This is a genomic window from Kitasatospora sp. NPDC001095, assembly GCF_053598615.1.
In genome coordinates, this window is sequence record NZ_JBSFKQ010000060.1 from 1 (window position 1) to 23,145 (window position 23,145).

General features: G+C 74.5%; 23 protein-coding genes. 9 read left to right on the forward strand and 14 right to left on the reverse strand.

Going from position 1 to position 23,145, the window contains the following annotated elements; translation table 11 throughout:
* Positions 1 to 90 precede the first annotated feature (90 nt).
* Complete coding sequence (locus ACWDBB_RS31900) at positions 91 to 969, reverse strand: CHAD domain-containing protein (protein ID WP_449792890.1); 879 nt, start codon at positions 967 to 969, stop codon at positions 91 to 93.
* 201 nt (positions 970 to 1,170) lie between these two features.
* Here ACWDBB_RS31900 and ACWDBB_RS31905 point away from each other — a divergent pair, with 201 nt between their 5' ends.
* The 3 genes from ACWDBB_RS31905 to ACWDBB_RS31915 all read left to right on the forward strand — a co-directional run bounded on the left by ACWDBB_RS31905 (position 1,171) and on the right by ACWDBB_RS31915 (position 3,539).
* Positions 1,171 to 1,845 carry a hypothetical protein gene (locus ACWDBB_RS31905; RefSeq protein WP_392879896.1) on the forward strand — a complete coding sequence of 225 codons (675 nt, stop codon included), beginning with the start codon at positions 1,171 to 1,173 and terminating at the stop codon, positions 1,843 to 1,845.
* A gap of 151 nt (positions 1,846 to 1,996) precedes the next feature.
* Positions 1,997 to 2,800: a DsbA family protein gene (locus ACWDBB_RS31910; RefSeq protein ID WP_449792891.1), complete on the forward strand. Its 804-nt coding sequence runs from the start codon at positions 1,997 to 1,999 to the stop codon at positions 2,798 to 2,800.
* 88 nt (positions 2,801 to 2,888) lie between these two features.
* A complete protein-coding gene (locus ACWDBB_RS31915; RefSeq protein WP_449792892.1) occupies positions 2,889 to 3,539 on the forward strand; it encodes a vitamin K epoxide reductase family protein in 651 nt (216 codons plus the stop codon).
* A 7-nt stretch (positions 3,540 to 3,546) separates the two neighbouring features.
* Here ACWDBB_RS31915 and ACWDBB_RS31920 read toward each other — a convergent pair whose 3' ends face one another.
* From ACWDBB_RS31920 to ACWDBB_RS31935, 4 genes are all read right to left on the reverse strand, one after another.
* Positions 3,547 to 4,047, reverse strand: coding sequence for an NUDIX domain-containing protein (locus tag ACWDBB_RS31920; RefSeq protein ID WP_449792893.1), 501 nt, complete (start codon positions 4,045 to 4,047; stop codon positions 3,547 to 3,549).
* A gap of 119 nt (positions 4,048 to 4,166) precedes the next feature.
* Entirely contained in the window at positions 4,167 to 5,255 is a 1,089-nt protein-coding gene (locus tag ACWDBB_RS31925; RefSeq protein WP_449792894.1) for a serine hydrolase domain-containing protein, read from the reverse strand.
* A gap of 52 nt (positions 5,256 to 5,307) precedes the next feature.
* Complete coding sequence (locus ACWDBB_RS31930; protein WP_449792895.1) at positions 5,308 to 5,823, reverse strand: GNAT family N-acetyltransferase; 516 nt, start codon at positions 5,821 to 5,823, stop codon at positions 5,308 to 5,310.
* Positions 5,824 to 5,847: 24 nt separating this feature from the next.
* Complete coding sequence (locus ACWDBB_RS31935) at positions 5,848 to 6,264, reverse strand: ankyrin repeat domain-containing protein (RefSeq protein ID WP_449792924.1); 417 nt, start codon at positions 6,262 to 6,264, stop codon at positions 5,848 to 5,850.
* A 397-nt stretch (positions 6,265 to 6,661) separates the two neighbouring features.
* On the opposite strand from ACWDBB_RS31935, the gene ACWDBB_RS31940 reads away from it, so the two are divergent.
* The 3 genes from ACWDBB_RS31940 (at position 6,662) to ACWDBB_RS31950 (ending at position 9,262) form a co-directional block, all read left to right on the forward strand.
* Positions 6,662 to 6,856 (forward strand): hypothetical protein, encoded by a 195-nt coding sequence (locus tag ACWDBB_RS31940; protein WP_392879911.1) that lies wholly within the window; start codon positions 6,662 to 6,664, stop codon positions 6,854 to 6,856.
* Positions 6,857 to 6,961: 105 nt separating this feature from the next.
* Entirely contained in the window at positions 6,962 to 8,575 is a 1,614-nt protein-coding gene (locus tag ACWDBB_RS31945) for a hypothetical protein (RefSeq protein ID WP_449792896.1), read from the forward strand.
* A gap of 312 nt (positions 8,576 to 8,887) precedes the next feature.
* Complete coding sequence (locus tag ACWDBB_RS31950) at positions 8,888 to 9,262, forward strand: RNA polymerase-binding protein RbpA (RefSeq protein ID WP_049655293.1); 375 nt, start codon at positions 8,888 to 8,890, stop codon at positions 9,260 to 9,262.
* Between the two features lie 212 nt (positions 9,263 to 9,474).
* Here the strand turns inward: ACWDBB_RS31950 and fxsA are convergent, their stop codons facing one another.
* The 5 genes from fxsA to ACWDBB_RS31975 form a co-directional block, all read right to left on the reverse strand.
* Positions 9,475 to 10,053 carry an FxsA family membrane protein gene (gene fxsA, locus ACWDBB_RS31955; RefSeq protein ID WP_449792897.1) on the reverse strand — a complete coding sequence of 193 codons (579 nt, stop codon included), beginning with the start codon at positions 10,051 to 10,053 and terminating at the stop codon, positions 9,475 to 9,477.
* An 82-nt stretch (positions 10,054 to 10,135) separates the two neighbouring features.
* The gene (lnt, locus tag ACWDBB_RS31960) at positions 10,136 to 11,755 is read right to left on the reverse strand and encodes an apolipoprotein N-acyltransferase (protein ID WP_449792898.1); all 1,620 of its coding nucleotides are present in this window, start codon (positions 11,753 to 11,755) and stop codon (positions 10,136 to 10,138) included.
* Between the two features lie 146 nt (positions 11,756 to 11,901).
* Positions 11,902 to 12,093: a hypothetical protein gene (locus ACWDBB_RS31965; RefSeq protein ID WP_449792899.1), complete on the reverse strand. Its 192-nt coding sequence runs from the start codon at positions 12,091 to 12,093 to the stop codon at positions 11,902 to 11,904.
* A 42-nt stretch (positions 12,094 to 12,135) separates the two neighbouring features.
* Positions 12,136 to 13,743, reverse strand: coding sequence for an amidohydrolase (locus ACWDBB_RS31970; protein WP_449792900.1), 1,608 nt, complete (start codon positions 13,741 to 13,743; stop codon positions 12,136 to 12,138).
* A 50-nt stretch (positions 13,744 to 13,793) separates the two neighbouring features.
* Complete coding sequence (locus ACWDBB_RS31975) at positions 13,794 to 14,234, reverse strand: Lrp/AsnC family transcriptional regulator (RefSeq protein WP_045694655.1); 441 nt, start codon at positions 14,232 to 14,234, stop codon at positions 13,794 to 13,796.
* Positions 14,235 to 14,463: 229 nt separating this feature from the next.
* Between ACWDBB_RS31975 and ACWDBB_RS31980 the strand changes: the two genes are divergently transcribed.
* Positions 14,464 to 14,982: a hypothetical protein gene (locus tag ACWDBB_RS31980; RefSeq protein WP_449792901.1), complete on the forward strand. Its 519-nt coding sequence runs from the start codon at positions 14,464 to 14,466 to the stop codon at positions 14,980 to 14,982.
* Between the two features lie 75 nt (positions 14,983 to 15,057).
* On the opposite strand, the gene ACWDBB_RS31985 is transcribed toward ACWDBB_RS31980, so the two are convergent.
* Positions 15,058 to 16,221: an acyl-CoA dehydrogenase family protein gene (locus ACWDBB_RS31985; protein ID WP_449792902.1), complete on the reverse strand. Its 1,164-nt coding sequence runs from the start codon at positions 16,219 to 16,221 to the stop codon at positions 15,058 to 15,060.
* A 211-nt stretch (positions 16,222 to 16,432) separates the two neighbouring features.
* On the opposite strand from ACWDBB_RS31985, the gene ACWDBB_RS31990 reads away from it, so the two are divergent.
* Complete coding sequence (locus ACWDBB_RS31990; RefSeq protein ID WP_449792903.1) at positions 16,433 to 17,089, forward strand: uridine kinase family protein; 657 nt, start codon at positions 16,433 to 16,435, stop codon at positions 17,087 to 17,089.
* A 322-nt stretch (positions 17,090 to 17,411) separates the two neighbouring features.
* Positions 17,412 to 19,574: an AAA family ATPase gene (locus tag ACWDBB_RS31995; RefSeq protein WP_449792904.1), complete on the forward strand. Its 2,163-nt coding sequence runs from the start codon at positions 17,412 to 17,414 to the stop codon at positions 19,572 to 19,574.
* 59 nt (positions 19,575 to 19,633) lie between these two features.
* On the opposite strand, the gene ACWDBB_RS32000 is transcribed toward ACWDBB_RS31995, so the two are convergent.
* The 3 genes from ACWDBB_RS32000 to ACWDBB_RS32010 form a co-directional block, all read right to left on the reverse strand.
* Positions 19,634 to 20,620, reverse strand: coding sequence for an NAD-dependent epimerase/dehydratase family protein (locus ACWDBB_RS32000; RefSeq protein ID WP_449792905.1), 987 nt, complete (start codon positions 20,618 to 20,620; stop codon positions 19,634 to 19,636).
* Positions 20,621 to 20,726: 106 nt separating this feature from the next.
* The gene (locus tag ACWDBB_RS32005) at positions 20,727 to 21,773 is read right to left on the reverse strand and encodes a hemolysin family protein (RefSeq protein ID WP_449792906.1); all 1,047 of its coding nucleotides are present in this window, start codon (positions 21,771 to 21,773) and stop codon (positions 20,727 to 20,729) included.
* On the reverse strand, positions 21,770 to 23,113 hold the full coding sequence (locus ACWDBB_RS32010) for a hemolysin family protein (RefSeq protein ID WP_449792907.1): 1,344 nt from the start codon (positions 23,111 to 23,113) through the stop codon (positions 21,770 to 21,772). The genes ACWDBB_RS32005 and ACWDBB_RS32010 overlap by 4 nt, the downstream gene beginning before the upstream one ends.
* Between the last annotated feature and the right edge of the window lie 32 nt (positions 23,114 to 23,145).

Sequence of the window (23,145 nt, forward strand, 5' to 3'; positions counted from 1 at the left end):
AGTCCAAGCACACCTGCTCGAACTCCTCGGTACCGACGAAACCCGACCCCGCTGGCTGGAGACCTAAAACCCCATGTGCGAAGTCACCGGCTAGCCGAACCGGGCCAGCTTGCGCTTGCCCGCCCGCCGCCAGACGTCCGGCAGCCGTCGCCGGGCGGCCTCCTCGGTGGCCAGCTGGCGGCCGTACAGGATCCCGTAGCCGAACGGCTCGCCGCTGCCCGCCGCGTGGGCGGCGAGCGTGCCGGCGGCGACCACCGCGTCCTGGTGCTCGCCCAGGACGTCCTGGACGGCCTTCATCCGCCGGGCGTAGCGCTCGGCCCGGGCGCCGATCGCCGCGGCGGCGGTCTCGCCGGCGTAGCGGGCGCGCTTGGCCGCCTTGCGGGCCTGGTGGAGGGCGACGGCCCGGTCCGCGGGGGCGGCGGCGAGGGCGGTGCGGACGCGCTCGGCGGTGCGGTGCTGCTCGCGGGCGGCGATCCGGGAGAGCTCCGGGACCGCGCTGCGGGCGGCGCGCGGTCGCAGCGGCGGGTCGGCCAGCAGGGTGGCGAGGGCCTCGCCCATGGCGCGGCGGCGGGGGCTGTCGAGGGCGGCGACCACCTCGGGCCACACCTCGCGGTACTCGGCCCGGCCCCACCGCTCCAGCGCGGCGGCGACCCGCTGCGGCTCGCACTCGGCGGGCAGCTCGCGGGCCTCGGCGGCCAGGCGCTCGGCCAGCACCTCGCGGTCCCGTGCCGCGCCGAGGGCGGCGGCGAGCCAGCGCAGGTCGGCGACCAGCTCGTCGGTGGCACCGGGGATGAACAGCCGTCGGAAGGTCCGCAGGGCGCTGCGCAGCCGGCGGCAGGCGACCCGCATCCGGTGCACGGCGTCCGGCTCGTCCGCCCGGACGGCGTCGTCCAGGCCGGCCAGTTCCGCCGTCTGCGCCCCGATGCGGGCCAGCAGCACCTCCCCCACCGTGGGATCGGGTCTCGCCATGCGCGCTCGCCCCCTCGTCGGGTCAGCGGGAACGTCTTCCAGACTAATCCGCGGACGGCCGCTGTCGACCGGGCGGCAACCCGGCGGGTGATCCCCGGCCGAACTCGTGGCGGACCTCGCAGGCTACTGAGCGCGCGTCAGCCGCACCAGGGACCTACGGGCCCTCGTGCCGGGCGCGGACCCCATGACATACTCCGGAGCGTGACGACCTCCTCCCCCACGACCAGGGCCCTGCGGGCCGCGGTGTTCACCGCGCTCGCCGTGCCCATGGCCGCGCTGGGCCAGGTCGTCATCACGGGCCGCCCGCTGCCGCTGACGCTGGTGGCCTCGGCCGGTGCCGTCGTCTTCCTGGTCGCCGCCGTGCTGGCCGGCGGGGAGCGGCGGATGCTGCACATCTCCGGCGTGATGGTGCCGGTCGAGCTGCTGCTCAACACCACGTTCAACCTGGGCCAAGCCGGCTGTTCGCCGGTGCTGACCGGTCAGGTGCCCGCACGCGGGGTGAACCTGCTGGTCTGTGGCGGCGGTTCGGTGGACGGCTCACTGCTGGCAGGCCCGCTGGGCCACGCCGGGCAGCTGGCCCCCGCCGCGACCCAGCTGCTGCTCCTGCTGGTGCACGTGGTGATCGCCCTGGCCGCCTCGGCCTGGCTGCGGATGGGCGACGCCGCCCTGTCGGGCCTGGCCCGGGCGCTGTGCGCACTGCGCCAGTCGCTGGCCGCCCCGCTGCACGCCCTGGTCGTCCTGCTGGTCCCGGCTCCGGTGCGTCCGGTGCTGCGGGTGCCGCTGCCGGAGTCGGACCGTGCCCGGCCGCGCCGCGAGGACGTGGTGCTGAGCCCGGCGCCCCGGCGCGGCCCGCCCGCCTTCGCGCCTGCCTGCTGATCACCTCTCCCGGCTGATCCCCCCGTACCCGGCCGAACGGCCCCGGCACGCCCGCAGGCAGTGCGCACGACTCCCGCGTTCACCGACCAAGCCGCACCCGGTGCGGCTCCCCGCGCGCACCCGCGCGCCGCGTACAGGAGTTGACTTCCCCATGTCGCAGGACAAGAACAAGAAGCGCGTCAGTGCCCGTGAGCGGATCCAGGAGGCGCAGCGCCGCGAGAAGCAGGCCGCCAAGCGTCGTCAGCGGATCGTGGTGACGGTCTCCGCCGTCGTCGTCCTGGCCCTCGCGGGCGGCGTGGCCGTCGCGATCGGCTCGGCCTCGGACAAGAACGACAAGTCCTCCGCCGCCGCCTCGGCTCCGCTGGTCGTGCCCGCCAACGCCTCCGGCCCGAACGGCACGGTGGTCACCTACGGCAAGGCGGACGCCCCGCACACCATGGAGATCTACGAGGACTTCCGCTGCCCGGTCTGCAAGCACTTCGAGGCGGCGAACGGCGAGACCGTCAAGAAGCTCACCGAGGACGGCCAGATCAAGGTGGACTTCCACCTGGCGGCCTTCCTGGACAAGAACCTCGGCGGCAAGGGCTCGCGCACCGCGCTGGCCGCCGTCGGCGCCGCGCTGAACGAGGGCGTGGACCAGTTCAAGGCGTTCCACGACGTGCTGTACGCCAACCAGCCGGACGAGCGCAGCGACGCCTTCGGCGACGTCAACCACATCCTGGACTTGGCCGGCCAGGTGCCGGGCCTGAAGACGGACGCCTTCGTGAAGGCGGTCACCGACCGGACCTACGCCCCGTGGGCGGCCAAGGTCTCCGACGCGTTCAACGACAGCGGGGTGACCGGCACGCCGACCGTCAAGGTCGACGGCAAGCAGATCAACCTGTTCGCCGGCAACGCCTCGGTCTCGCCCGAGCAGTTCACCGCGCAGGTGAAGCAGGCCGCCGGCCTCCAGTAGGCCGCGGCCCCGCACGTACGGCACCACCCGGCCCGGCCGACTCCCGGCCGGGCCGGCTCCTCCCAGCCAGCCATCGGAGTGTGCTGCCATGTCCGCTGCTACCACCGTGCACCCGTCCCGCTCCGCCCCCGACGACGCCGGCCGGGCCCCGGTCGCCGCCGGCCGGGCCTACGCCTTCCTGCTGTTCCTCGGCGGGCTGGTCGGGCTGGCCGCCTCGGCCGTCCTGACCTTCGACAAGCTCCGCCTCCTGGAGAACCCCTCCTACGTCCCCAACTGCAACATCAACCCGATCATCAGTTGCGGTTCGGTGATGCGCACCGAGCAGGCGGAGGTCTTCGGCTTCCCGAACCCGCTGCTCGGGCTGGCCGCCTTCGGCGCGCTGGCGGCGATCGGCGCGGGGCTGGTCGCCGGTGCCGCGTACCGGCGCTGGTTCTGGCTGGGGCTGAACGCGGGCACCGCGGTGGGCGTGGTGTTCGCGCACTGGCTGATCTACCAGGCGCTGTACGACATCGGCGCGCTCTGCCCGTACTGCATGGTGGTGTGGGCGACGGTGGTGGTGTTGTTCTGGTACACCACGCTGCACAACCTGCGCTCGGGCGTGATCCCGGTGGGCCCGGGGCTGCGAGCGGCCGTCCGGGAGGCGGCCCGGTACCACTGGGCGCTGCCGGTGCTGTGGGCGGCGGTGATCGCGCTGCTGATCCTCAACCGGTTCTGGTACTACTGGAGCACCCTGCTCTGACCGGCCCTCACCCGACGTACCCGGGCGAGTGCAGCAGCGCGGCGGCGCCGGTCCGCCGGGCCTCCAGGGCCGCGGTGAGCCGGCGTGCCGCACCGGGCTGCAGCAGGACGGCCGCCTGGGCCGGGGTGAAGTACCCGTGGTCGGCGATCTCCTCGGCCTGGGCCCGGATCACCGCGCCGGCCGCGACCGTTCCGCCGTCGAACATGAACTGCACGGCGGGGTGGGCGTGTTCGCCCTGGTCGGGGATCGCGTCGCGCCACTCCACGACGAGCAGCCGCAGCGGACCGGCCAACAGCCCCGTCTCCTCGTACAGTTCGCGGGCCGCGCACTCGGCGGGACCCTCCCCCGGGTCCATCCCGCCGCCGGGGAACTGCCACTGGTCGCGGTAACTGGCCTTCAGCAGCAGGATCTTGCCCGCCTCGTCGGTGAGCAGCACACTGCACCCGACGTAGGCGCGCACCAGCCCGGCGAGCCACTCCTGCTCCGAGAGTGCCCAGGTGTCCGTCATCGCGCCTCCTCCGCCGACTGCCGCTCTCGGAGGACAATCTGCCGCAATCCCCCTCCGCGAAACGGCGGTTCGCGCCGAATCCACCCGAATGGGTGCCGCCGGCTTGCCTCGGACGCGCGTCAGCCGAACACGGCCCGCCGGAAGGCGTTGCGCAGTTCGGTGAGCCGCTCGATGCCCCGGTCGTAGTGCACCTTGTTGGTGAGCAGCAGGGCCCAGCGGCCGAGCCGCCGGGAGACCCAGAAGCCGGTGCCGGTGAAGCCGTAGTGGACGAAGGTGCCCTCGGCCGGGTCGGTGCCGGGGGCGTACAGCCAGGACAGGCCGCGGGCGGGGAGCAGGCCGCCGGTCTGCTCGCGCAGCGACTCCTCGATCCACGCCCCGCCCCAGCGGAGCCCGGGCGGCGGGGCGAGCACCGCGGTGAGGAAGCGGGCGAGGTCGCGGGCGGTGGAGAAGGCCCCGGCGTTGCCGGAGACCCCGCCGAGCAGCCGGGCGGAGGGGTCGTGGACGACGCCGCACAGGTGGGTGCCGGCCGCTTCCTCGTACTCGGTGGGCGCGGTACGAACGGCGAGCGCCGCGTCGAGCGGACCGTAGCGGGTGTCGGCCATGCCGAGCGGCGCCCAGACCAGGCGCGCGGCGAGCTCGTCCAGCGGCGCGCCGCCGAGGTCCTCCACCAGGTGGGCGAGCAGGACGGCGGCCCGGTCGGTGTACTCCACGACCGTGCCCGGCGTCCGGTGCAGCGGCGCGGCGAGGACCCCGGCCCGGATCGCCGCGGACTTCCGCCCGTAGAGCTGCTCGAAGCGGGTGTACGGGAGCATCCCCGCGGTGTGGGCGAGGAGTTGACGGGCCGTGACGGCCCCGGCGGGGCGCCCGGCGGCCGGCGGCCACCAGCGGCCGAGCGGTTCGTCCAGCGGGAGCCGGCCGGACTGCCACAGCACCCCAGCGCAGGGCCAGAGCGCGACGACCTTGGTGAGGCTGGCGAGATCGTACAGCGTGTCCGGCCCGGGTCGCAGCCGCGCGTACGGGCCCTGGCCGAGCACGCCGTGGGCACCCCCGCCGAGCGTGCCGCCGGCATCGCCGACCGCCCAGACGGCACCCGCCCCGACGGTGCGGACGCCGTCCCCGACCAGCCGGTCCAGCTCCCCGCCGGGCGCGGCCAGGCCGGGGAGCCGGTCCGCTCCGGGCGCCCCGGGTCCAGGTGCTCGCCGACTCATCCGTCCCCTCCTCGCCCCTGGCCGAGGGAAGCCTTCCCCGCGCGGCGGGGGCTCAGACCGCCGGAGTCAGCTCCTTGCCCAGGCAGATGCTCTGCGGGTGGTCCTTGTAGATGCCGAACTTCCGGATCGCGGCGTAGCCCTCGGACTGGTAGAGCGCGACGGCCTCGGGCTGCTCGGTGCCGGTCTCCAGGACGAAGCGGCCCCGCCCGGCCTCGACCGCGGTCCGCTCCAGGCGGCGCAGCACCGCGCGGGCCAGGCCGCGGCCGCGGGCCTCGGGGATCACGAACATCCGCTTGACCTCGGCGTCACCGTCGCGCAGGTCGTCCGGGCCGGCCTGCTTGGCCCGCCAGCCGCCGCAGGCGACCGGGCGGCCGTCCAGGTAGGCGATCATGAACAGTCCGGCCGGCGCCTCGAAGTCCTCGGGGTGCATGACGGTCTCGTCCGGGTCACCGTAGCGGCGGACGTACTCCTGCTGCACCTCCGCCGACAGGGCCTGGGCGTCGGGGTGGGCGTAGCCGGTGATGCGGAACTCGACGGTGCCGATGTCCTGGGTGGTGCTGGTGCTCATGCTCGAAGAGCCTACGGTCCCCGCTCAGCCGACCTCGAACCGGGCGACCAGGTCGTCCTTGCCGAACATCCGCGCGGTGTCCACGGCGCTCGGGGAGCCGGCCCGCGGGTCGGCGCCGCCGGCCAGCAGGACGTCGAGCACGTCCGTGGCGCCCTTGAAGACGGCGCCGGCCAGCGGGGTCTGGCCGTGGTCGTTGGCACGGTTCGGGTCGGCGCCGTGCCGGAGCAGCTCCGCCACGGTGGCGGCGTGGCCGTGGTAGGCGGCCAGCATGAGCAGGGTGTCGCCGCGGCCGTTGGTCAGGTCCGCCGGGGCGCCGGCGTCCAGGTAGGCGGACAGCGTGTCGGTCTCCCCGGCCCGGGCGGCGTCGAAGAGCTTCCCGGCGAGCGCGATCACCTCGGCGTCGGGGGCGTCGGCGGGCTGTCGGCTGGCGGCGTCGGTCATGGCGGCGGCCTTTCCGGTCGGATCGTCGGGCGGTCGGAGGGACTGCACCCAGGGCACGGTAACGGCCGCTGCCGGCGCGGACCAGCGGGCGTCCGGAATCCGGATGACGGCCCGCGACCGCCACGACACGCGACCGCGCGCGTCGCGCAGCCATTCGAGCGAACTTCCCGGACCCCCCGGAAACTTCCCGCCCGCCGCCCGGGAATGTCTCGGCACACCGAATCCCCGCGACGCCCGGCCCCCACCCCGGCCGGTCCGCATACCGCGGCCCGGCCGCCGGAACGGTATTGAACGGCAGAACCACCCATTTGCGCCGTTCCATCATCTATTACTTTTTGTCACGATTAGTGCACTTTCCGTAGCACCCCTGCTTGTCCCCCTTCCTGAGGAGCGGAACGTGATCCTCTCGATTTCCGGCATCGTCCTGTTCGGCACCATCGCCTTTCTCTTCTTCCGCAGGGACGGACTAAAGGTCTCCCACGCCATCGTCTGCTCCCTCCTCGGCTTCTACATCGCCGGCTCCTCGATCGCACCGAGCATCACCGCGGGCGGCGCCAGTCTCGCCAGCCTGCTCAGCGGCATCAAGTTCTAGCCCCGTCCTCCCCCGTACCGGCCCGGGCGCGGGTCCCACCGCCCCGGGCCCCGTCGTTCCGCACCCGCGCCACCCCACCCGTCCCACCGCCCGGGGAGTCAAGGAATGCCGCTCCACCGCAACTTCAGCAAGGGCCGCGCGATCGCCCGGACCGCCGGGGACCACGCCTCCGACATGTTCGCCCCGCTCTCCGTCATCGGCCGCGGCCTGCGCCACCACGTCGACTGGGCCAAGGCCCGCTGGCAGGACACCCCGAAGGATCGCCGCGGTCCGACGCTGTTCCTGACCGCCGCCCTGCTGATCGGCGTCTACCTGCTGCCGCACGGCCTGCTGTTCGCCCTGATCGCCCTGATGGCCAGCGCCGCCTGGGCCGGCCGGCCCCCCAAGGCGGCGCCCGCACCGCCCGCACCGGACGTCGCCGACGTCAAGCTCGCGGCCCTCTACGCGGCACTCACCCCGTACCTGTGCGGCCCCGAGGACGCCAACCCGCTGTACCACTTCACGGGCAGCCACAAGAACGCCTTCAGCGCGTGGGAGTTCGACCGCGAGGGCCGGCTCGCCCGGCTGGACATGAGCTACCCGGCCTACTTCACCGACACCGAGCCGACCGCCCGGGCCCGGATCGAGCAGGTGGTCCAGGGGAAGGCCGGCCGGGCCCGCGAGTACCGCTTCGACTGGGACGAGGAGTCCAACCGGCTGCGGATCGTCGCGCTCGCCCCGCTCCCGGCCGACATCGCCGCCCAGCGCTTCGTGGCCGCGCCCGGCGAGATCGTGCTGGGCTTCACCGACGAGGACGGCACCGCCCGGACCATCCCGGTCACCCGGGGCGGTGCCACGGTCCAGCAGCCGCCGGTGGTCTGGCGCACCGGCCCGCGCTCCTCCGAGCCGCACCTGCTGGTGCTCGGCGTCGCCGGCTACGGCACCTCCAGCCTGCTGCGCTCGGTCGCGCTCCAGGCCCTCCCGTACGCCGACCTGGTGGTGGTCGACGGTGCGGGCACCGGCGAGCACGCCTGCCTGGTGAACCGGCCCGGCGTGCACACCGTGGAGACCAGCCTGCACGGCGCGCTCGCCGCCCTGGACTGGGCCGTCGGCGAGACCGAGCGCCGGCTGGCCGCACTCAACGCCGCCCGGCACGCGGGCAGCGCCCCGCCCGAGGACGTCACCCGGCCGCTGTGGCTGCTGCTGGACCACCCGACCGAGCTGAGCGAGCTCGCCCGGGCCGAGGGCCGCCCCGACCCGCAGGACCTGCTGGAGCTCCCGCTGCGGCACGGCCGGGCCGCCCGGGTCACCGTGGTGGTCGCCGACGACCTCGACGCCCGGGACCGGATCACCGCCACCGTCCGCGCCACCACCCGGGCCCGGGTGGTGCTCGGCCCGGCCGGCCCCGACGAGGCGCACGACGCGCTCGGCGCGCCACTGGACATCGCCCCCGCCGCCCACGCCCCGATCGGCCGCGGCTACGCCCGGATCGGCAACGGCGCCCCCGTCCGGCTCCAGGTGCCCGCCACCGTCGACCCACTGGACGACGAGGCCCCGGCGCCGCTGCGGGACGCGGTGATCGCCCTGCTGCCGCACCGGGACACCCGCACCGAGGCCGCCGCCGTGCCGCCCCGCCCGGAGCACCCGCCGACGGTCCCCGCGGCCGACCCGGCCGCCGCGGCCCACCCGGTCGAGCTGGCCAAGGGCGAGCCGATGATCCGCCCACGGCCGATCTCCTGACCACCAGGCCGACCCGCCTCCCGGAGCCGGTTCTCCGGCCTCCGCCCGGGGGGCGGCCCTCGCCGTCGAAACCCGTCCCGGTAGGCTCGTCACGGAAAGTCCGCCCGATCACCAGTTGTGAAATAGGTGACACCTGGGGTGATATCACCGGTCAGATGTGACAAATCGGGCGCAGGTGGGTACAAACAGGGGCGGCACTACAGACGACGCATGTCCCGGGACGGGAATCTTCGTCGGAAGCCGAGCGTTGACCGAACGACGAAGAACAGCGACCACTAGTCCTGTGGGCCATAAGCCCGGGAGGCACGATTCATGAGCGAGCGAGCTCTCCGCGGCACGCGACTCGGGGCCACTAGCTACGAGACCGACCGTGGTATCGATCTGGCTCCCCGCCAGACCGTCGAGTACGCATGTCAGAACGGACACCGTTTCGAGGTTCCTTTCTCGGTCGAGGCGGAGATCCCCGCGACCTGGGAATGTCGCTTCTGTGGCCAGGAGGCGGCGCTTCTCGACGGCGACGAGCCGGAGGAGAAGAAGATCAAGCCGACGCGCACCCATTGGGACATGCTGATGGAGCGCCGGACGCGCGAGGAGCTGGAGGAGGTGCTGGCCGAACGGCTGGCCGTGCTCCGCTCCGGTGGGATGAACCTCGCGGTGCACCCGCGGGACACCCGTAAGAGCGCCTGACACCTCGCTCCCGCCCCGAGCGGGAGGACGCGAAAAGGGACCCTGGTGACCAGGGTCCCTTTCGCGTTGCCCGGCCGGTCCGCTGTCCGCTCCCGGTCGCCGCTGTCCGGTCCCGGTCGGCTGTCCGGCACGGGCCGGGAGCCGTCGCCGGGCGAAGGACGGGCCGCCCGGGGCGGCGTGCGCCCCGGGCGGCCCGGTGGGAACGGGTCGGATCAGCCCGAGATCGGCGGGCGGTAGGTGGTGTCCGGGCCCTGCGGTCCGCGCGGGCCGGAGTCCTGGTCCACGACCTCGCCCTGGATCACCTTCCCGTCCGGGCGGTGGATGCGCAGCTGCTCCTGGAGCCGCATCGCGTCCGCGAACGGGTCGGCGCCGGCCGGCGAGGCGCTGCGCAGCGCCTTGTCCGCGACCCGGCGCCCGACCGCCCGCCACAGCGCCCGGGTGGGCGGGAGGACCAGGGTCAGGGCGACCAGGTCCGACAGGAAGCCGGGGACGATCAGCAGCACGCCGGCCAGCACCGTCATGCTGGTGCCGGTCTGCGGCTGCTCGGACTGCGGGTTCTTGCTCTGCTCGACCGCCGCCGAGAACGCCTTCAGACCGGCCCGCTTGATCAGCGAGCCGCCGATCAGGGCGCCCCCGATGAGCAGCAGCAGGACGGTGAAGCCGCCCAGCCACGAGCCGACCTGGACCAGCAGCCAGATCTCCAGCACCAGCCAGGCGGTGATCAGCAGCGGCAGCACCCGGCGGAGCCTGCTACGCGGGGCCGGACGGGTGGGGGTAGCTTGCTGGGTCACGGTACGAATCCACTCCAGGCGGTGCTCTGCGCGCCGCACGGGAGGTCCGGGCCGGCTACGGCACCACCTGGTCCAACGATTCCTACTCGGCCGGTGTTCCGGCAGCGTCCTTCTTGCGGCGACCGATGAGCACGGCCGCGCCGCAGGCCAGCAGGCCTCCGAGGGCCAGCGTCCACTCCGGGGCGGCACCGACCCGGTCGGCCACCGTGGTGCCGTCGCGCAGCGGGACGGTGGCCGACAGCTCGGCCGCCGTCAGCTCCTCGGTGCGCTGCTGGACGCTGCCGTCCGGAGCGATCACCGCGCTGATGCCGCTGGTGGCGGCGATCAGCACCGCCCGGCCGTGCTCGACGGCCCGCAGCCGGCTCATCGCCAGCTGCTGCTCGGGCTGGCCGGTCTTGGCGTACGTCGCGTTGTTGGTCTGGACGACCAGCACCCGGGCGCCGCTGTCCACGGTGTCGCGGACGATCTCGTCGTACGCGACCTCGAAGCAGATCACGTCGCCGATCCGGGCCGGGCCGAGCTGCATCACGCCGTTGTGGTCGCCGGGGTAGAAGTCCCGGGCGACCCGCTGGAGGCGGGTGATCACCGTCATCAGCTGGGCGCGGAAGGGGACGTACTCGCCGAACGGGACGGGGTGCTGCTTGGTGTAGGAGGCGCCGGGGCCGGTGACCGGGTCCCAGACGATGCCCTCGTTCTGGACGTGCTGCGCGTCCGGTCCGTCCACCAGGGTGCCGACCAAGGTGGGCACGCCGATCGCCTTGACCGCCTCGTCGATCCGCCTGCGGGCCAGCGGGTCGCTGAACGGGTCGAGGTCGGAGGAGTTCTCCGGCCAGATCACGATGTCGGGGCGCTCGACCTTGCCGGCCCTGATGTCGGCGGCGAGCCGCTCGGTGGCCGAGGCGTGGTTGTTGAGGACCATCATCGGGCGGCCCAGGAAGTCCATGCCCGGGTTGGGCACGTTGCCCTGGACGATGGCGACCTTGACGGTGTCGGCGGCGGCCGTGGGCACCGGGACGAGGTAGCCGGCCAGCAGCGCGGCCACCGCGCCGAGCGCCGCCAGCGCGGCGGCCTTCGGGGCCTTCGCCGGCCCGCGCAGGCGCAGCGCGGCCCAGGCCAGCAGGGCGCCGGACAGGGCGACCGCGAAGGTCACCAGCGGGGCGCCGCCGAGCGCGGCCAGCGGGGTGTACGGGGTGGCGGTGTTGGCGAAGGCGAGCCGGCCCCAGGGGAACCCGCCGAGCGGCAGTCGGTCCCGGGCCCACTCCTGGGTGATCCACAGGCAGGCCGCCCAGAGCGGCCAGCCGGGCAGCCGGGAGGTGACGGCCAGCGCGCCGCCGAGCAGGGCCAGGAACAGCGCCTCCACGACGGACAGGCCGATCGTGGCGTCCCAGCCGACCACCCGCAGCCAGCTGAGCAGCATCAGGAAGAACGGCAGGCCGAAGACGAAGCCGGTCCACAGTCCCTGGCGGAAGGTGCGGCCCCGGGTGAGCAGCGAGAGCGCGGCGACGCCGAGCAGCGACAGCGGCCACAGGTCGTACGGCGGGAAGGCGAGGGCCAGCAGCAGGCCGGCCAGCGCGGCGAGGCCGGTGCGGGGCAGCCCGGCGCGGACCTTGGCGAGCGCGCGGGCTCCGCGGCTCGGTCGGGGCGCCGGCTCCTGCGGCTCGGGGACGGCCTCGGACCGTTCCTGGGTGACGGGAGTGGCCACCGGCGCACCATCTTCCTGGGGCTTGCTGTTCGGACGCTGTGCGAAGAAGGTACCCCGGAACGTCGGTGCCCCGTGAGGTGAGGGTGGTACGGCCGTCCCACCGGTCGGCGCGGACCCGGGAGTGACCGGTGGTACGGCATCCGGGGTCAGCGCGGGGCGTAGCGGAACTCCCGTGGGGGCCACCGGTCGGTGAGCCAGTCGGAGACGGCGCGGTACAGCGGCGCGTCCAGGTGGGCGCGGTCGGAGGCGTTGTGCCGCTCGCCCAGGGGCTCCAGGCCGAACTCCGGGGCGAGCAGGTCGCGCGGGACGGTGAAGTCGGCGGGCACCGGTTCGGTCATGGTGGTCAACCTAGGACTCGGCGGCCCGCCGCTCCACGGGGTCTACCGCTGGTGCACCGTGCGGCCGCGGACCACGGTGCGCAGGCAGGTCGGCAGCGGGTGGCCCGGGGTCAGGTCGGGCAGGCCGGGGGTACCGGAGCGCGGGTCGGTGGACCAGCCGGCCACCCGGGAGTCCGGGGCCTGGACGACCAGCTCGCCGGCCGCCCAGATCGCGAAGCTGGCGACCGCGCCGGGGACGAGGACGCCGTCCTGGTCCCGGCCGATGGCGCGCCAGCCGCCCCGGGTGTGGGCGGTGAAGGCGGCCCGCACCGAGATCCGGTGGTCCAGGGTCTGGTGGAAGGCGGCGGCCCGTACGGTGCCCCAGGGGTCGAGCGGCGTGACCGGGGCGTCCGAGCCGAAGGCCAGCGGGACGCCGGCCCGCAGCAGCCCGGCGAACGGGTTGAGGGCGGCCGCCCGCTCGGCGCCCAGGCGCTGGACGTACATGCCCTCGGGGCCGCCCCAGGCGGCGTCGAAGGCGGGCTGGACGGAGGCGGTCAGGCCGAGGTCGGCGAAGGCGGCGACGGCCTCGTCGTCCAGGGCCTCGGCGTGCTCGACGCGGTGGCGCAGGGCCTTGACCCGGTCGGCGCCGACCCGGGCGCCGGCCGCCCGGACGCCCTCGATCACCGCGGCGACGGCCGCGTCGCCGATGGCGTGGAAGCCGGCCTGGAGCCCGGCCTCGGTGCAGGCGGCGACGTGGTCGGCGACCTGCTCGGCGGTCAGGTAGGCGGTGCCGGTGTGCTCCGCGTCGGAGTAAGGCTGGTGCAGGCAGGCGGTGTGCGAGCCGAGCGCGCCGTCCACGAAGAGGTCTCCGCCGGCGCCCACCGCGCCGAGCCTGCGGGCGGTGTCGATGCCGCCCAACTCGCCCCAGTAGCCGAAGACTTCGGGCCCCTCGTGCTCGGCGGCCAGGGCCAGCAGGGCGGCCAGGTCGGTCTCCGAGGAGATCTCCGGGCCGGCGCACTCGTGCAGGGCGCCGATGCCGAGTTCGGCGGCGCGGGCCAGGGTGGCGCGCTGGGCGCGGCGGCGCTGCTCGGGGGTGAGGTGGGCCAGCGCGGTCTGCCGGACGGCGTGGTGGGCGTCCTTGGTGAGCGGGCCCTCGGGATCGAAGCCGGGCGCCTCCGCCAGTCCCTCGGCGAGGCTGCGCAGCGCGGTGGTGGCGAGCGCGGAGTGCACGTCGGTGCGGGAGAGGTAGAGCGCGGCACCGCGGGCGGCGGCGTCGAGTTCGGCCAGCGTGGGCGGGCGGCCCTCGGGCCAGCCGGTCTCGTCCCAGCCGTGGCCGATCAGCACCCCGCCGGGCTCGGGCCGGGCGTCCACGAAAGCGGTGACGGCCTCCAGGGCGGCGGCCAGCGAGGGGCTGCCGGTGAGGTCCAGACCGGTGAGTGCCAGACCGGTGGCGGTGGCGTGCACGTGGGCGTCCACGAAGGCGGGGGTGACCAGGGCGCCGTCCAGCTCGACGATCTCGTCGGCGGTCGCGGCGTACGCCTCGGCGGCGCCGTCACTGCCGACCCAGGCGACGTGCTCGCCCTCCACGAGCATCGCGGTGGCGAAGGGGTCGGCGGGGCTGTAGACGGCGCCGCCGCGCAGCAGGACGGTCCGGAGATTGCGTTCGGTCATGCGGCCAAGTCTGCACGTCACCGGTTCCTCCGCGGAGACCGGCCCGCGGTTCAGAGCTTCGGGGGGCGCGCCTCGTACGGGGTGGACAACACGACGGTGGTGCGGGTGGAGACGCCGGCGGCGCTGCGGATGCGGGCGAGGAGGTCCTCGAGGTCGCCGGGGGCGCCGACGCGGACCTTCAATATGTAGTTCTCGTCGCCGGCGACGCTGTGGCAGGCCTCGATCTCGGGCAGGCCGGCCAGCCGCTCGGGGGTGTCGTCCGGGGCGCTCGGGTCGAAGGGTTTGACCGAGATGAACGCGGTCAGTGCCAGGTCGACGGCGTCGGGATCGATGATCGCGGTGTAGCCGCGGATCACCCCGCGCTGTTCGAGGCGGCGCACCCGCTGGTGCACCGCCGAGGTGGACAGGCCGGTGGCCTTGCCCAGGTCCGTGTAGCTCATCCGGCCGTCTTCGAGGAGCAGCTGGACGATGCGTTGGTCGAGATCCTCCACAGTGCGCAAACCTACCCGGTCGGGAGCACGGGGGGCGCACGCGGTGGCACAGGACAGGACCGCAGGTGCCGGGCGGGCACATGCCGGGCGAATGTGGCATCCGGTGTGGCCAAGGACACACCCGGTGCATCACGGTGCACGGGAGCGCAGGGTTATGAGTCCGGATCACAGGGAATTGCTGGTTGTGGCCCTGGATGACCACGCCGGGCCCGATCCTAGGGGGATCCTCATGCCTGCTACTGACCAGCGCGTGCTGGGCGCCGACGAGACCGACGATATGACCGACCGCGAGGGCCTCGCGGTCGACCACATGCCGGGCACCGACCCGGGCGAGGCGGAGAACTGGGACATCTTCCGGGTCGACTGCCCCGAGTGCCGCCGCCCGATCGCCCTGGTCGCGGACGAGGAGCGGCTGCCGCAGCACGCGCTGCTGCCGACCGCCTGGAACCCCTTCTCCCCCGCGATCTGCCCGGGTTCCGGCACGCCGACGGACGACCTGGCCGAGGTCGAGGTCCCGGAGGACGCCGAGCCGGCCCGGTTCGACGCGCTGTTCAAGCTCCCGAGCGGGCTGGACTGGCGGACGCAGCCGTTCTCGCACGCGGTCGCGCACCGGCCGGTGCGGCTCGCCGCGGTCGCCCCCGCTCCGGCGGCGCCCGCCGTCCCGACCGTCGCCGCGCTGCGGGCCGCCATCCCGGAGCAGCGCCGCCGCCGTCCGGCGCTGGCCGGCCGCACCGCCAAGGCGAGCTGACACGCCACCGGGAACGCCTCCGGCCGTCACTCCGCACCCTGGAGTGACGGCCGGAGGCCGTGTGGAGGAAAGGCCTCAGGCCTTCGTGAGGTGGCGGCCGATCACCAGCCGCTGGATCTGGTTGGTGCCCTCGACGATCTGCAGCACCTTGGCCTCGCGCATGTACCGCTCGGCCGGGAAGTCCTGGGTGTAGCCGTAGCCGCCGAGCACCTGGACGGCGTCGGTGGTCACCCGCATCGCCGCGTCGGTGCAGAACAGCTTGGCCATCGCCGCCTCCTTGGAGAACGGCCGACCGGCGTCCTTCAGCCGGGCCGCGGCCAGGTAGAGCGAGCGGCCGGCCTCGATCTGGGTGGCCATGTCGGCGAGCATGAAGGACAGGCCCTGGAACTCGGCGATCGGGCGCCCGAACTGGCGCCGGGTGCGGGCGTAGTCGACGGCGAGGTCGAGCGCGGCCTGGGCGACGCCTACCGCGCAGGCGGCGATGCCGAGGCGACCGGAGTCCAGCGCGGCGAGCGCGATCTGGAAGCCCTGCCCCTCCTCGCCTATCAGCCGCTCGCGGGGCACCCGGGCGCCGTCGAAGTGCAGCTGCGCGGTCGGCGAGGAGCGCATGCCCATCTTGTGCTCCGGCGGGGCCGCCGAGAGGCCCTGCTGGTCGCCGGGGACCAGCAGGCAGCTGATGCCCTTGGGGCCGTCGCCGCCGGTGCGCACCAGGGCGCTGTAGAAGTCGGCCCGGCCGCCGTGGGTGATCCAGGCCTTGGTGCCGTTCACCACGTACGCGTCGCCGTCGAGGTCGGCGCGGGTGCGCAGCGCGGCCGCGTCGGAGCCGGACTGCGGCTCGGAGAGGCAGTAGGCGCCGAGCTGCTCGCCGGAGAGCATGGCGGGCAGCCAGGTGTCGCGCTGCTCGTCGGTGCCGAAGGTGGCCAGCGCGTGGCAGGAGAGGGTGTGCACGCTGACGCCGAGGCCGACGGCCAGCCAGCCGGCCGCGAGCTCCTCCAGCACCTGCAGGTACACCTCGTAGGGCTGTTCGCCGCCGCCGTGCTTCTCGTCGTACGGGAGGGAGAGCAGGCCGGCCTCGCCGAGGGTGCGGAAGACCTCTCGCGGGAAGCGGCCCGCGGCCTCGTCCTCCGCCGCACGGGGCTGGAGCTCGCGCTGGACCAGGTCGCGGGTGAGGCTCAGCAGCTCGCGGGCCTCCTCGCTGGGCAGCTGGCGCTCCACGGCTTTCACAGGGGAGGGGGTCATGGCGGTGGTCGCCTCCTCGATCGGGCGCCGGACCGAGGTGTCGGCTGACCCGGCGGGGGTGTGGCTGGTCGGACCGACCGGCACCGGGTTGCGGTGAACGGCCGTTCACAGTCGTGGCGAAGGCGAGTATGCCCGAAACCCGCGTCGGCGTCACGACCTGCACAGATGATCTGTCCGCAGTGGCGGGCTACGGCACCGTAGGGTTGACGTTGTGGCTGCATCCGAACCCTTTCCGCCCCTCCCCCGGCCCGCTCCGGACGACCGGCTGACCGCGCTCGCGGCGGAGCTGCGCGCGCTGCCGCCCTCCTGCGGGCCGGTGCGGCTGGTCGCGGTGGACGGGCACGCGGGCTCCGGCAAGACCACCTTCGCCGGACGGCTGGCGGCGGCGCTCGGCGGGGCCCCGGTGGTCCATCTCGACGACCTGGCCACCCACAGCGAGCTCTTCGGCTGGACCGGACGGCTGCGCGAGCAGGTACTGGAGCCACTGACGGCCGGGCGGGACGCCGAGTACCGGGTGTACGACTGGACGCTGCGCCGCTTCGCGGGCACGGCGCGGGTGCCGGCCGCCCCGGTGGTGCTGGTGGAGGGGGTCGGCGCCGGGCGGCGGGCGGTGCGGCCCTGGCTGGCCCGGGTGGTCTGGATGGAGTTGGACGCGGCCTCGGCCCGGCGGCGCGGCGAGGAGCGGGACGGTCCGGATCTGGCCGAGTTCTGGGCGGGCTGGGCCCGGGCCGAATCGGCGCATTTCGCCGCCGATCCGAGCCGTCCGTACGCCGCGACGCGGGTCGACGGGGTGACCGGCCGGATCGCCCCGGGCACCGTGGGTGAACATTCAACCATCGCCTTGACCTGCGACGTCGCCAGGATCTAGGTTCTCCCCAGCCGCCGGAACCACGGCTTCCGGCCGCCTCGGACCCGGCGTCCTCGGCTTGTTCCCCCGTGAGCCGGGGGCGCCGTCCGGTCCGTTTCCGAAACTCGCTCCCCCACCGCCCGTTTCCTCGTCCGAGCGCTCAAGAGCCGCTCGCGCGTTCACATTTGACCCTGTACGGCACCCTTCCGGATCAGCCCCGCGCCGGTACGATTCCTGGCAGGCGCATATGCGCGACAGGGGGTCGACGACCACCGGCCAGGCTGGGCGCAGGCGACTCGCCGGCCGAGCCCCGGCCGCACCGCGGGGGGCGTGAGTGACGACGGTGGACAGTTCCGACAGCACGGCGGGTGGGCCGGACCGGCTCGCCGACCGCGCCTGGCTGCGCGCCATGGACGCGTACACGGCCGGTGCGTACACCCGGGCCGAGGAGGAGTTCCGGGCCGCCGTCCGGCTGGACCCGGGCATGGCCGACGCCTGGCTCGGACTGCACGCGCTGCGCAGCGATACCTCGGCCGCCCTGCTGGCCATGTACCGCCACCAGAAGCGGTTCGGCGAGCAGCGGCGGCTGCACCGACGGCCGCTCAGCTCCTGGTACTGGCTGGGCTGGTGGGTCCAGCCGGTGCTGGAGGACGCCCGCGACCTCGCGCTGGCACACGCCTCGCACTGGCTGGACGGCCGCCACCTGGCCGAGCTGGACGGGGCGTTGGAGCAGTGCCCGGCACCCGGCGAGGACCCGTCCGCCCGCTTCCTGTACGCCTGCCGGTCCTACCTGCTCAAGGACTGGGAGCAGTTGATCCGGGACACCGACCGGCTGCTGGACGACCCGCTGCTCGGCATCGAGGCCGGGCTGTTCGCCGGCATGGCGCGGGTGCGCCTCGACATGTGCGCCCAGGCGCAGGCCCCGCTGGCCGCCTCGCTGGCCCGCTGCCGCTCCGAGCAGCCGCAGCGCAAGGAGCTGCGGTACTGGCTGGCCCGGGCGTACGAGGGGGCCGGGCGCAGCGCCGCGGCACTGCCGCTCTACCGGGCGGTGCACCGGGCGGATCCGGCGTTCATGGACGCCGCGGCCCGGCTGGCGGCCATCTCGGCCGAGGACGGGCTGGCGGACGGACTCGCCGACGTGCTCGCGGACGGGCTGCCGACGGGCGGGCGCCCGGGTGCGGGCGACGCCGCGGGACCGGGCGGGCCGGGTGTCGGCGCCGGGTTTCCGGAGGAGGCCGGGTTCGCCGGACTGCCCGGGTACGGCGGGGAGTTCGGGGACGCGACGGGCGGGCCGAGCGGCGCGACCGCCTCCGGCGGCGGGGTGTCGAACGACACCGTGCCGACCGGCGGGTTCCCCGACGGCGGGCCCTCGGTGGACGCCACCCTGTCGGAGGCCGGACTGGTCGACGCCGGGCTGGTGGACGCCGGACCGGTCGACGGCCCCCCGGCGGACGGGGCCCTGAACGGTGGCGGCCTGACCGGTGGCGCCCTGCTGGACGGCTCGCCGGCCGACGGCGCGCCGCGGGCCGCCGGGGAGCGCTCCGGCTCGGGCGCCCTGCCCGGCGGCGCCGCCGTACCACCGTCACTGCCCGCCGTCGGCCGGGCGCAGCCCCGCGCCGCCGCCGTGCCCGAGCCCCGGGCCGGCGGCGACGAGCGGGAGCTGGACGCGGCCCTGACGGAACTCTCGCTGATGGTCGGCATGGAGCCGGTCAAGCGCCAAGTACGGGCGCTGTCGGCCCAGTTGAGAATGTCCCGGCTGCGGGCCGAACAGGGCCTGCCGGTCCAGCCGCCGAAGCGCCACTTCGTCTTCTCCGGCCCCTCGGGCACCGGGAAGACGACCGTGGCCCGCATCCTCGGCCGGGTCTTCCACGCCCTCGGGCTGCTCTCCGGCGAGCACCTGGTGGAGGCCCAACGTGCCGACCTGGTGGGCGAGTTCCTCGGCCAGACCGCCGTGAAGGCGAACGAACTGATCGACTCCGCACTGGACGGCGTGCTGTTCATCGACGAGGCGTACAGCCTCTCCAACTCCGGCTACACCAAGGGCGACGCGTACGGCGACGAGGCGCTCCAGGTGCTGCTCAAGCGCGCCGAGGACAACCGGGACCGGCTGGTGGTGATCCTGGCCGGCTACCCCGAGGGGATGAACCGGCTGCTCGCCACCAACCCCGGCCTCAACTCCCGCTTCACCACCAGGGTCGACTTCCCCAGCTACCGCCCCGACGAGCTGACCGCGATCGGCGCGGCGCTGGCCGGCCGGGACGGCGACGGCTGGGACGAGGACGCCGCCGAGGAACTGGCCAGCATCTGCACCCACGTCGTGCGCGAGGGCTGGATCGACGAGCTGGGCAACGGCCGCTTCATCCGCACCCTGTACGAGAAGTCCTGCGCGTACCGGGACCTGCGGCTGTCGCTGCTGCGCGAGCCGCCGGGCCGGGAGGACCTGGCCACCCTGCGGCTGCCGGACCTGGTCCAGGCGTACGGGGAGCTGATCGACGGCCGGGGCTGAGCGACGGCCGGGGCCGATCGGCGGCCGCGGGCGGGCGGGCAAGCGGGCGGGCAAACCGTTCAGCCCTGGAGGAGCGCGGCCTCCCGCGCCCGGTCCAGCCCGACCGTGGCCCGGTCGGCCCGCTGCGGCGCGCTGCCGCCGATCGACCGCAGCCAGGCCCAGGTGTCCTCGACGGTCTCGGCGACCGGGCGACAGCGCAGCCCGGCACCCAGCGCGCGCTCGACCGAGCCGGTGTGCAGGAAGTCGTACAGCTCGCCGGGCGCCAGCCAGATCGGCAGCTCGGTCCACGGCTCGATGCCAGCCGCGAGGATCCGCTCCGGGTCCGTCCAGCACAGTTCGGCGTCCGAGCCGGTGGCCCGTACGCAGGCCTCCAGCAGCGCGCCCATGGTGGCGTGGCCGGACGGGCCGACCAGGTTGTACGGGCCGCCGAGCCGGGCGACCACGGCGTCCAGGGTCCAGGCCGCGAGGTCGCGCACGTCGATGTACTGGAGGGGGAGCTCGTGCGGGCCCGGGGCGAGCACCGGGCCGCCCTCGGCGATCCGGTTGAGCCACCAGGGCAGCCGGCCGATGTCCTCGTACGGGCCGATGATCAGCCCGGCGCGGGCCAGCAGCGCCCCCCCGCCGAACTCCGCCTCCAACGCCAGTTCCGCGCCGCGCTTGGTCTCGGCGTAGGGCACCTCACCGGTGAGGTCCGGGGAGGAGTCGACCACCGGCGCCGCCTCGCCGGCTCCTGGCACCAGCGGGTAGTCGTACACCGACCGGCTGGAGACGTACGCGTAGTGGCCGACCCTGCCGTTGAGGAGGCGGGCGCTGTCGCGCACCGCCGCGGGCGCCCAGGACCAGGTGTCCACCACCGCGTCCCACTCCCCCGCGCCGAGCGCCGCGAGGCCGTCCTCGGCGGTGCGGTCGCCCGTCAGCTGCCGGACGTCCTCGGGCGCGGGCCGCGTGCCGCGGTTGAGGGCCGTCACCTCCCAGCCCCTGGCCAGCGCCTCCTCCGCGACGGCCCGTCCGACGAACTTGGTTCCACCCAGCAGGAGAAGTCTCATGCCCACCACCCTGGTGCCAGGGTGGTGGGCATGGAACGGCTGCCTGCTGTCAGCAGAATCGCCGGGGGCGGACGCTCGTCGGTGAGGGCCCGCGCGAGGGCGGTCGTCAGGCCGTGGCGCGGTGGTCCGGGTCGTGCATCTCGCCGACCAGCTCCTCCAGCACGTCCTCCAGCATGACCACGCCGAGCGTGCGCCCGTCCTGGTCCAGCACGGCGGCCTGGTGGCAGGCGGCCCGGCGCATCGCCCCGAGGGCGTCGTCCAGCGGGAGGCTGCCGCGCAGCACCGTGATCGGCCGCCACAGGCGGGCCGGGACGGGCGCCGACGGGTCGTCCACGTCGAGGATGTCCTTGAGGTGGACGTAGCCGAGGTAGCCGTGGCCGGCCGGGTCCCCGTCGGTGACCGGGAAGCGCGAGAAGCCGGTGCGCAGCGCCAGCTCCTCGACCTCGGCGGCGGTCGCCTTGGTGTCCACGGTGACCAGCTGCTCGGGCTTGAGCAGCACCTCGGTGACCGGGCGGCGGCCCAGCTCCAGGGCGTCCTCCAGGCGCTCCTGGCGGCTCTCGTCGAGCAGGCCGGCGTCCCGGGAGTCCGCCAGCAGGTACATCAGCTGCTCGGTGGTGAAGACCGACTCGACCTCGTCCTTGGCGTCCACCCGGAAGAGCTTCAGGACGCCGTTGGCGAAGGCGTTCAGCGCACGGATCACCGGGGTGAGCCAGCGGGCCAGCCGGTCCAGCGGCGGGCCGAGCCAGAGCGCGGCCCGCTCGGGGCCGGCCATGGCCATGTTCTTCGGCACCATCTCGCCCATCACCATGTGCAGGAAGACCACGACGGCGAGCGAGATCCCGTACGAGAGCGGGTGCATCAGGCCGGACGGGACACCGATCGCGTGGAACGGGCCCTCCAGCAGGGAGGCGATGGTCGGCTCGGCGAGGGCGCCGAGGCCCAGCGAGCAGACGGTGATGCCGAGCTGGGCGGCGGCCAGCATCGCGGAGACGTTGGACAGCGCGTGCAGCACGGTGCGGGCGCGCTTGTGCCCGGCCTCGGCGAGCGGCTCGATCTGGCTGCGGCGCACCGACACCACGGCGAACTCGGCGCCGACGAAGAAGGCGTTGCCGAGCAGGAGCAGCAGCGCGACGGCCAGTTGCAGGGCGGTCACCGGCTCTCCTCCCGGTCCTCGTCGAACAGCGCGGGCGCGGTGGTGCGCTCCACCCGGACCGCAGTGGTGCGGTGGCGGTCGACACCGGTCACGGTGAAGCGCCAGCCGGGCAGCTCGGCCCGCTCGCCCACCTCGGGGAGCTTGCCGAGCAGGTCGGAGACCAGGCCGGCCAGGGTCTCGTACGGCCCGTCCGGGGCGTTCAGGCCGATCCGCTCCAGCTGGTCGATCCGGGCGCGGCCGTCGGCCTCCCAGACCGGCAGGCCGTCGACGGGCGGCAGCGGCAGCAGCTCGGGGTGGTCCTCGGGGTCGTGCTCGTCCTGCACCTCGCCGACGATCTCCTCCACGATGTCCTCGACGGTGACGACGCCGGCGGTGCCGCCGTACTCGTCGACCACGATGGCCATCGGCTGGAGCCGGCGCAGCCGGTCGAGCAGCCGCTCGGCGGGCAGCGTCTCGGGCACCAGAAGCGGCGGCGAGGCCAGCTCGCCGACCGGAACCAGGCCGCGCCGGTCGGCCGGGACGGACAGGGCGTCCTTGAGCGTGACGATGCCGGTGACCTCGTCCAGGCTGCCGGTGTAGACCGGGAAGCGGGACAGGCCGGTGGCCCGGGTCAGGTTGATGACGTCGGAGGCGGTGGCGTTGCGCTGGAGCGCGGCCACGTCCACGCGCGGGGTCATCACGGACTCGGCGGTCAGCTCACTCAGGGCCAGGGTGCGGACGAACAGGGTCGCCGACTCCTCGTCTATCGCGCCGGCCTTGGCCGAGTGGCGGGCCAGCGAAACCAGCTCGTCCGGGGTACGGGCGTGCCCCAGCTCCTCCTGCGGCTCGATGCCGAAGGCCCGGACGGTCCGGTCGGCGGCGCCGTTCAGGAAGCTGATCAGCGGGCGGCAGGCGAAGGAGAACGCCATGTGCGGGGCGGCGACCGCGCGGGCCACCTGGAGCGGGCGGGAGATCGCCCAGTTCTTCGGCACCAGCTCGCCGATCACCATCTGGACGACGGTGGCCAGCACCATGCCGACGACCACGGAGACCCCGCGGGCGGCCGAGTCGGGCACGCCGATGGCGGACATGACGGGTGCGAGCAGGGTGGACAGGGCCGGCTCGGCGAGCATGCCGACCACCAGCGAGGTGACGGTGATGCCGAGCTGGGCGCCGGAGAGCTCGAAGGAGAGGTGCCGCAGGGCCCTGCCGACGCGGCGGGACTTGGCGTCGCCCGCCTCGGCGGAGCGCTCCACCTCGCTGCGCTCGACGGTCACGAAGGCGAACTCGGCGGCCACGAACAGGCCGTTGGCGAGGATCAGGAGAACGGCTGCGAGCAACAGCAGCCAGGCGGTGATCACAGTGCCGCCTGCCTTCCGGAGGTCGGAAGCGA

Excerpts from the sequence above, each read along its gene's own strand:
- ACWDBB_RS31985 (WP_449792902.1), bottom strand. The coding sequence starts at position 16,221 with ATGACCCCCTCCCCTGTGAAAGCCGTGGAGCGCCAGCTGCCCAGCGAG.
- ACWDBB_RS31920 (WP_449792893.1), bottom strand. The coding sequence starts at position 4,047 with ATGACGGACACCTGGGCACTCTCGGAGCAGGAGTGGCTCGCCGGGCTG.
- ACWDBB_RS31980 (WP_449792901.1), top strand. The coding sequence starts at position 14,464 with ATGCCTGCTACTGACCAGCGCGTGCTGGGCGCCGACGAGACCGACGAT.
- ACWDBB_RS31910 (WP_449792891.1), top strand. The coding sequence starts at position 1,997 with ATGTCGCAGGACAAGAACAAGAAGCGCGTCAGTGCCCGTGAGCGGATC.
- ACWDBB_RS32000 (WP_449792905.1), bottom strand. The coding sequence starts at position 20,620 with ATGAGACTTCTCCTGCTGGGTGGAACCAAGTTCGTCGGACGGGCCGTC.
- ACWDBB_RS31945 (WP_449792896.1), top strand. The coding sequence starts at position 6,962 with ATGCCGCTCCACCGCAACTTCAGCAAGGGCCGCGCGATCGCCCGGACC.
- ACWDBB_RS31900 (WP_449792890.1), bottom strand. The coding sequence starts at position 969 with ATGGCGAGACCCGATCCCACGGTGGGGGAGGTGCTGCTGGCCCGCATC.
- ACWDBB_RS31930 (WP_449792895.1), bottom strand. The coding sequence starts at position 5,823 with ATGAGCACCAGCACCACCCAGGACATCGGCACCGTCGAGTTCCGCATC.
- ACWDBB_RS31935 (WP_449792924.1), bottom strand. The coding sequence starts at position 6,264 with ATGACCGACGCCGCCAGCCGACAGCCCGCCGACGCCCCCGACGCCGAG.
- ACWDBB_RS31970 (WP_449792900.1), bottom strand. The coding sequence starts at position 13,743 with ATGACCGAACGCAATCTCCGGACCGTCCTGCTGCGCGGCGGCGCCGTC.
- ACWDBB_RS31925 (WP_449792894.1), bottom strand. The coding sequence starts at position 5,255 with ATGAGTCGGCGAGCACCTGGACCCGGGGCGCCCGGAGCGGACCGGCTC.
- ACWDBB_RS31965 (WP_449792899.1), bottom strand. The coding sequence starts at position 12,093 with ATGACCGAACCGGTGCCCGCCGACTTCACCGTCCCGCGCGACCTGCTC.
- ACWDBB_RS31915 (WP_449792892.1), top strand. The coding sequence starts at position 2,889 with ATGTCCGCTGCTACCACCGTGCACCCGTCCCGCTCCGCCCCCGACGAC.
- ACWDBB_RS31950 (WP_049655293.1), top strand. The coding sequence starts at position 8,888 with ATGAGCGAGCGAGCTCTCCGCGGCACGCGACTCGGGGCCACTAGCTAC.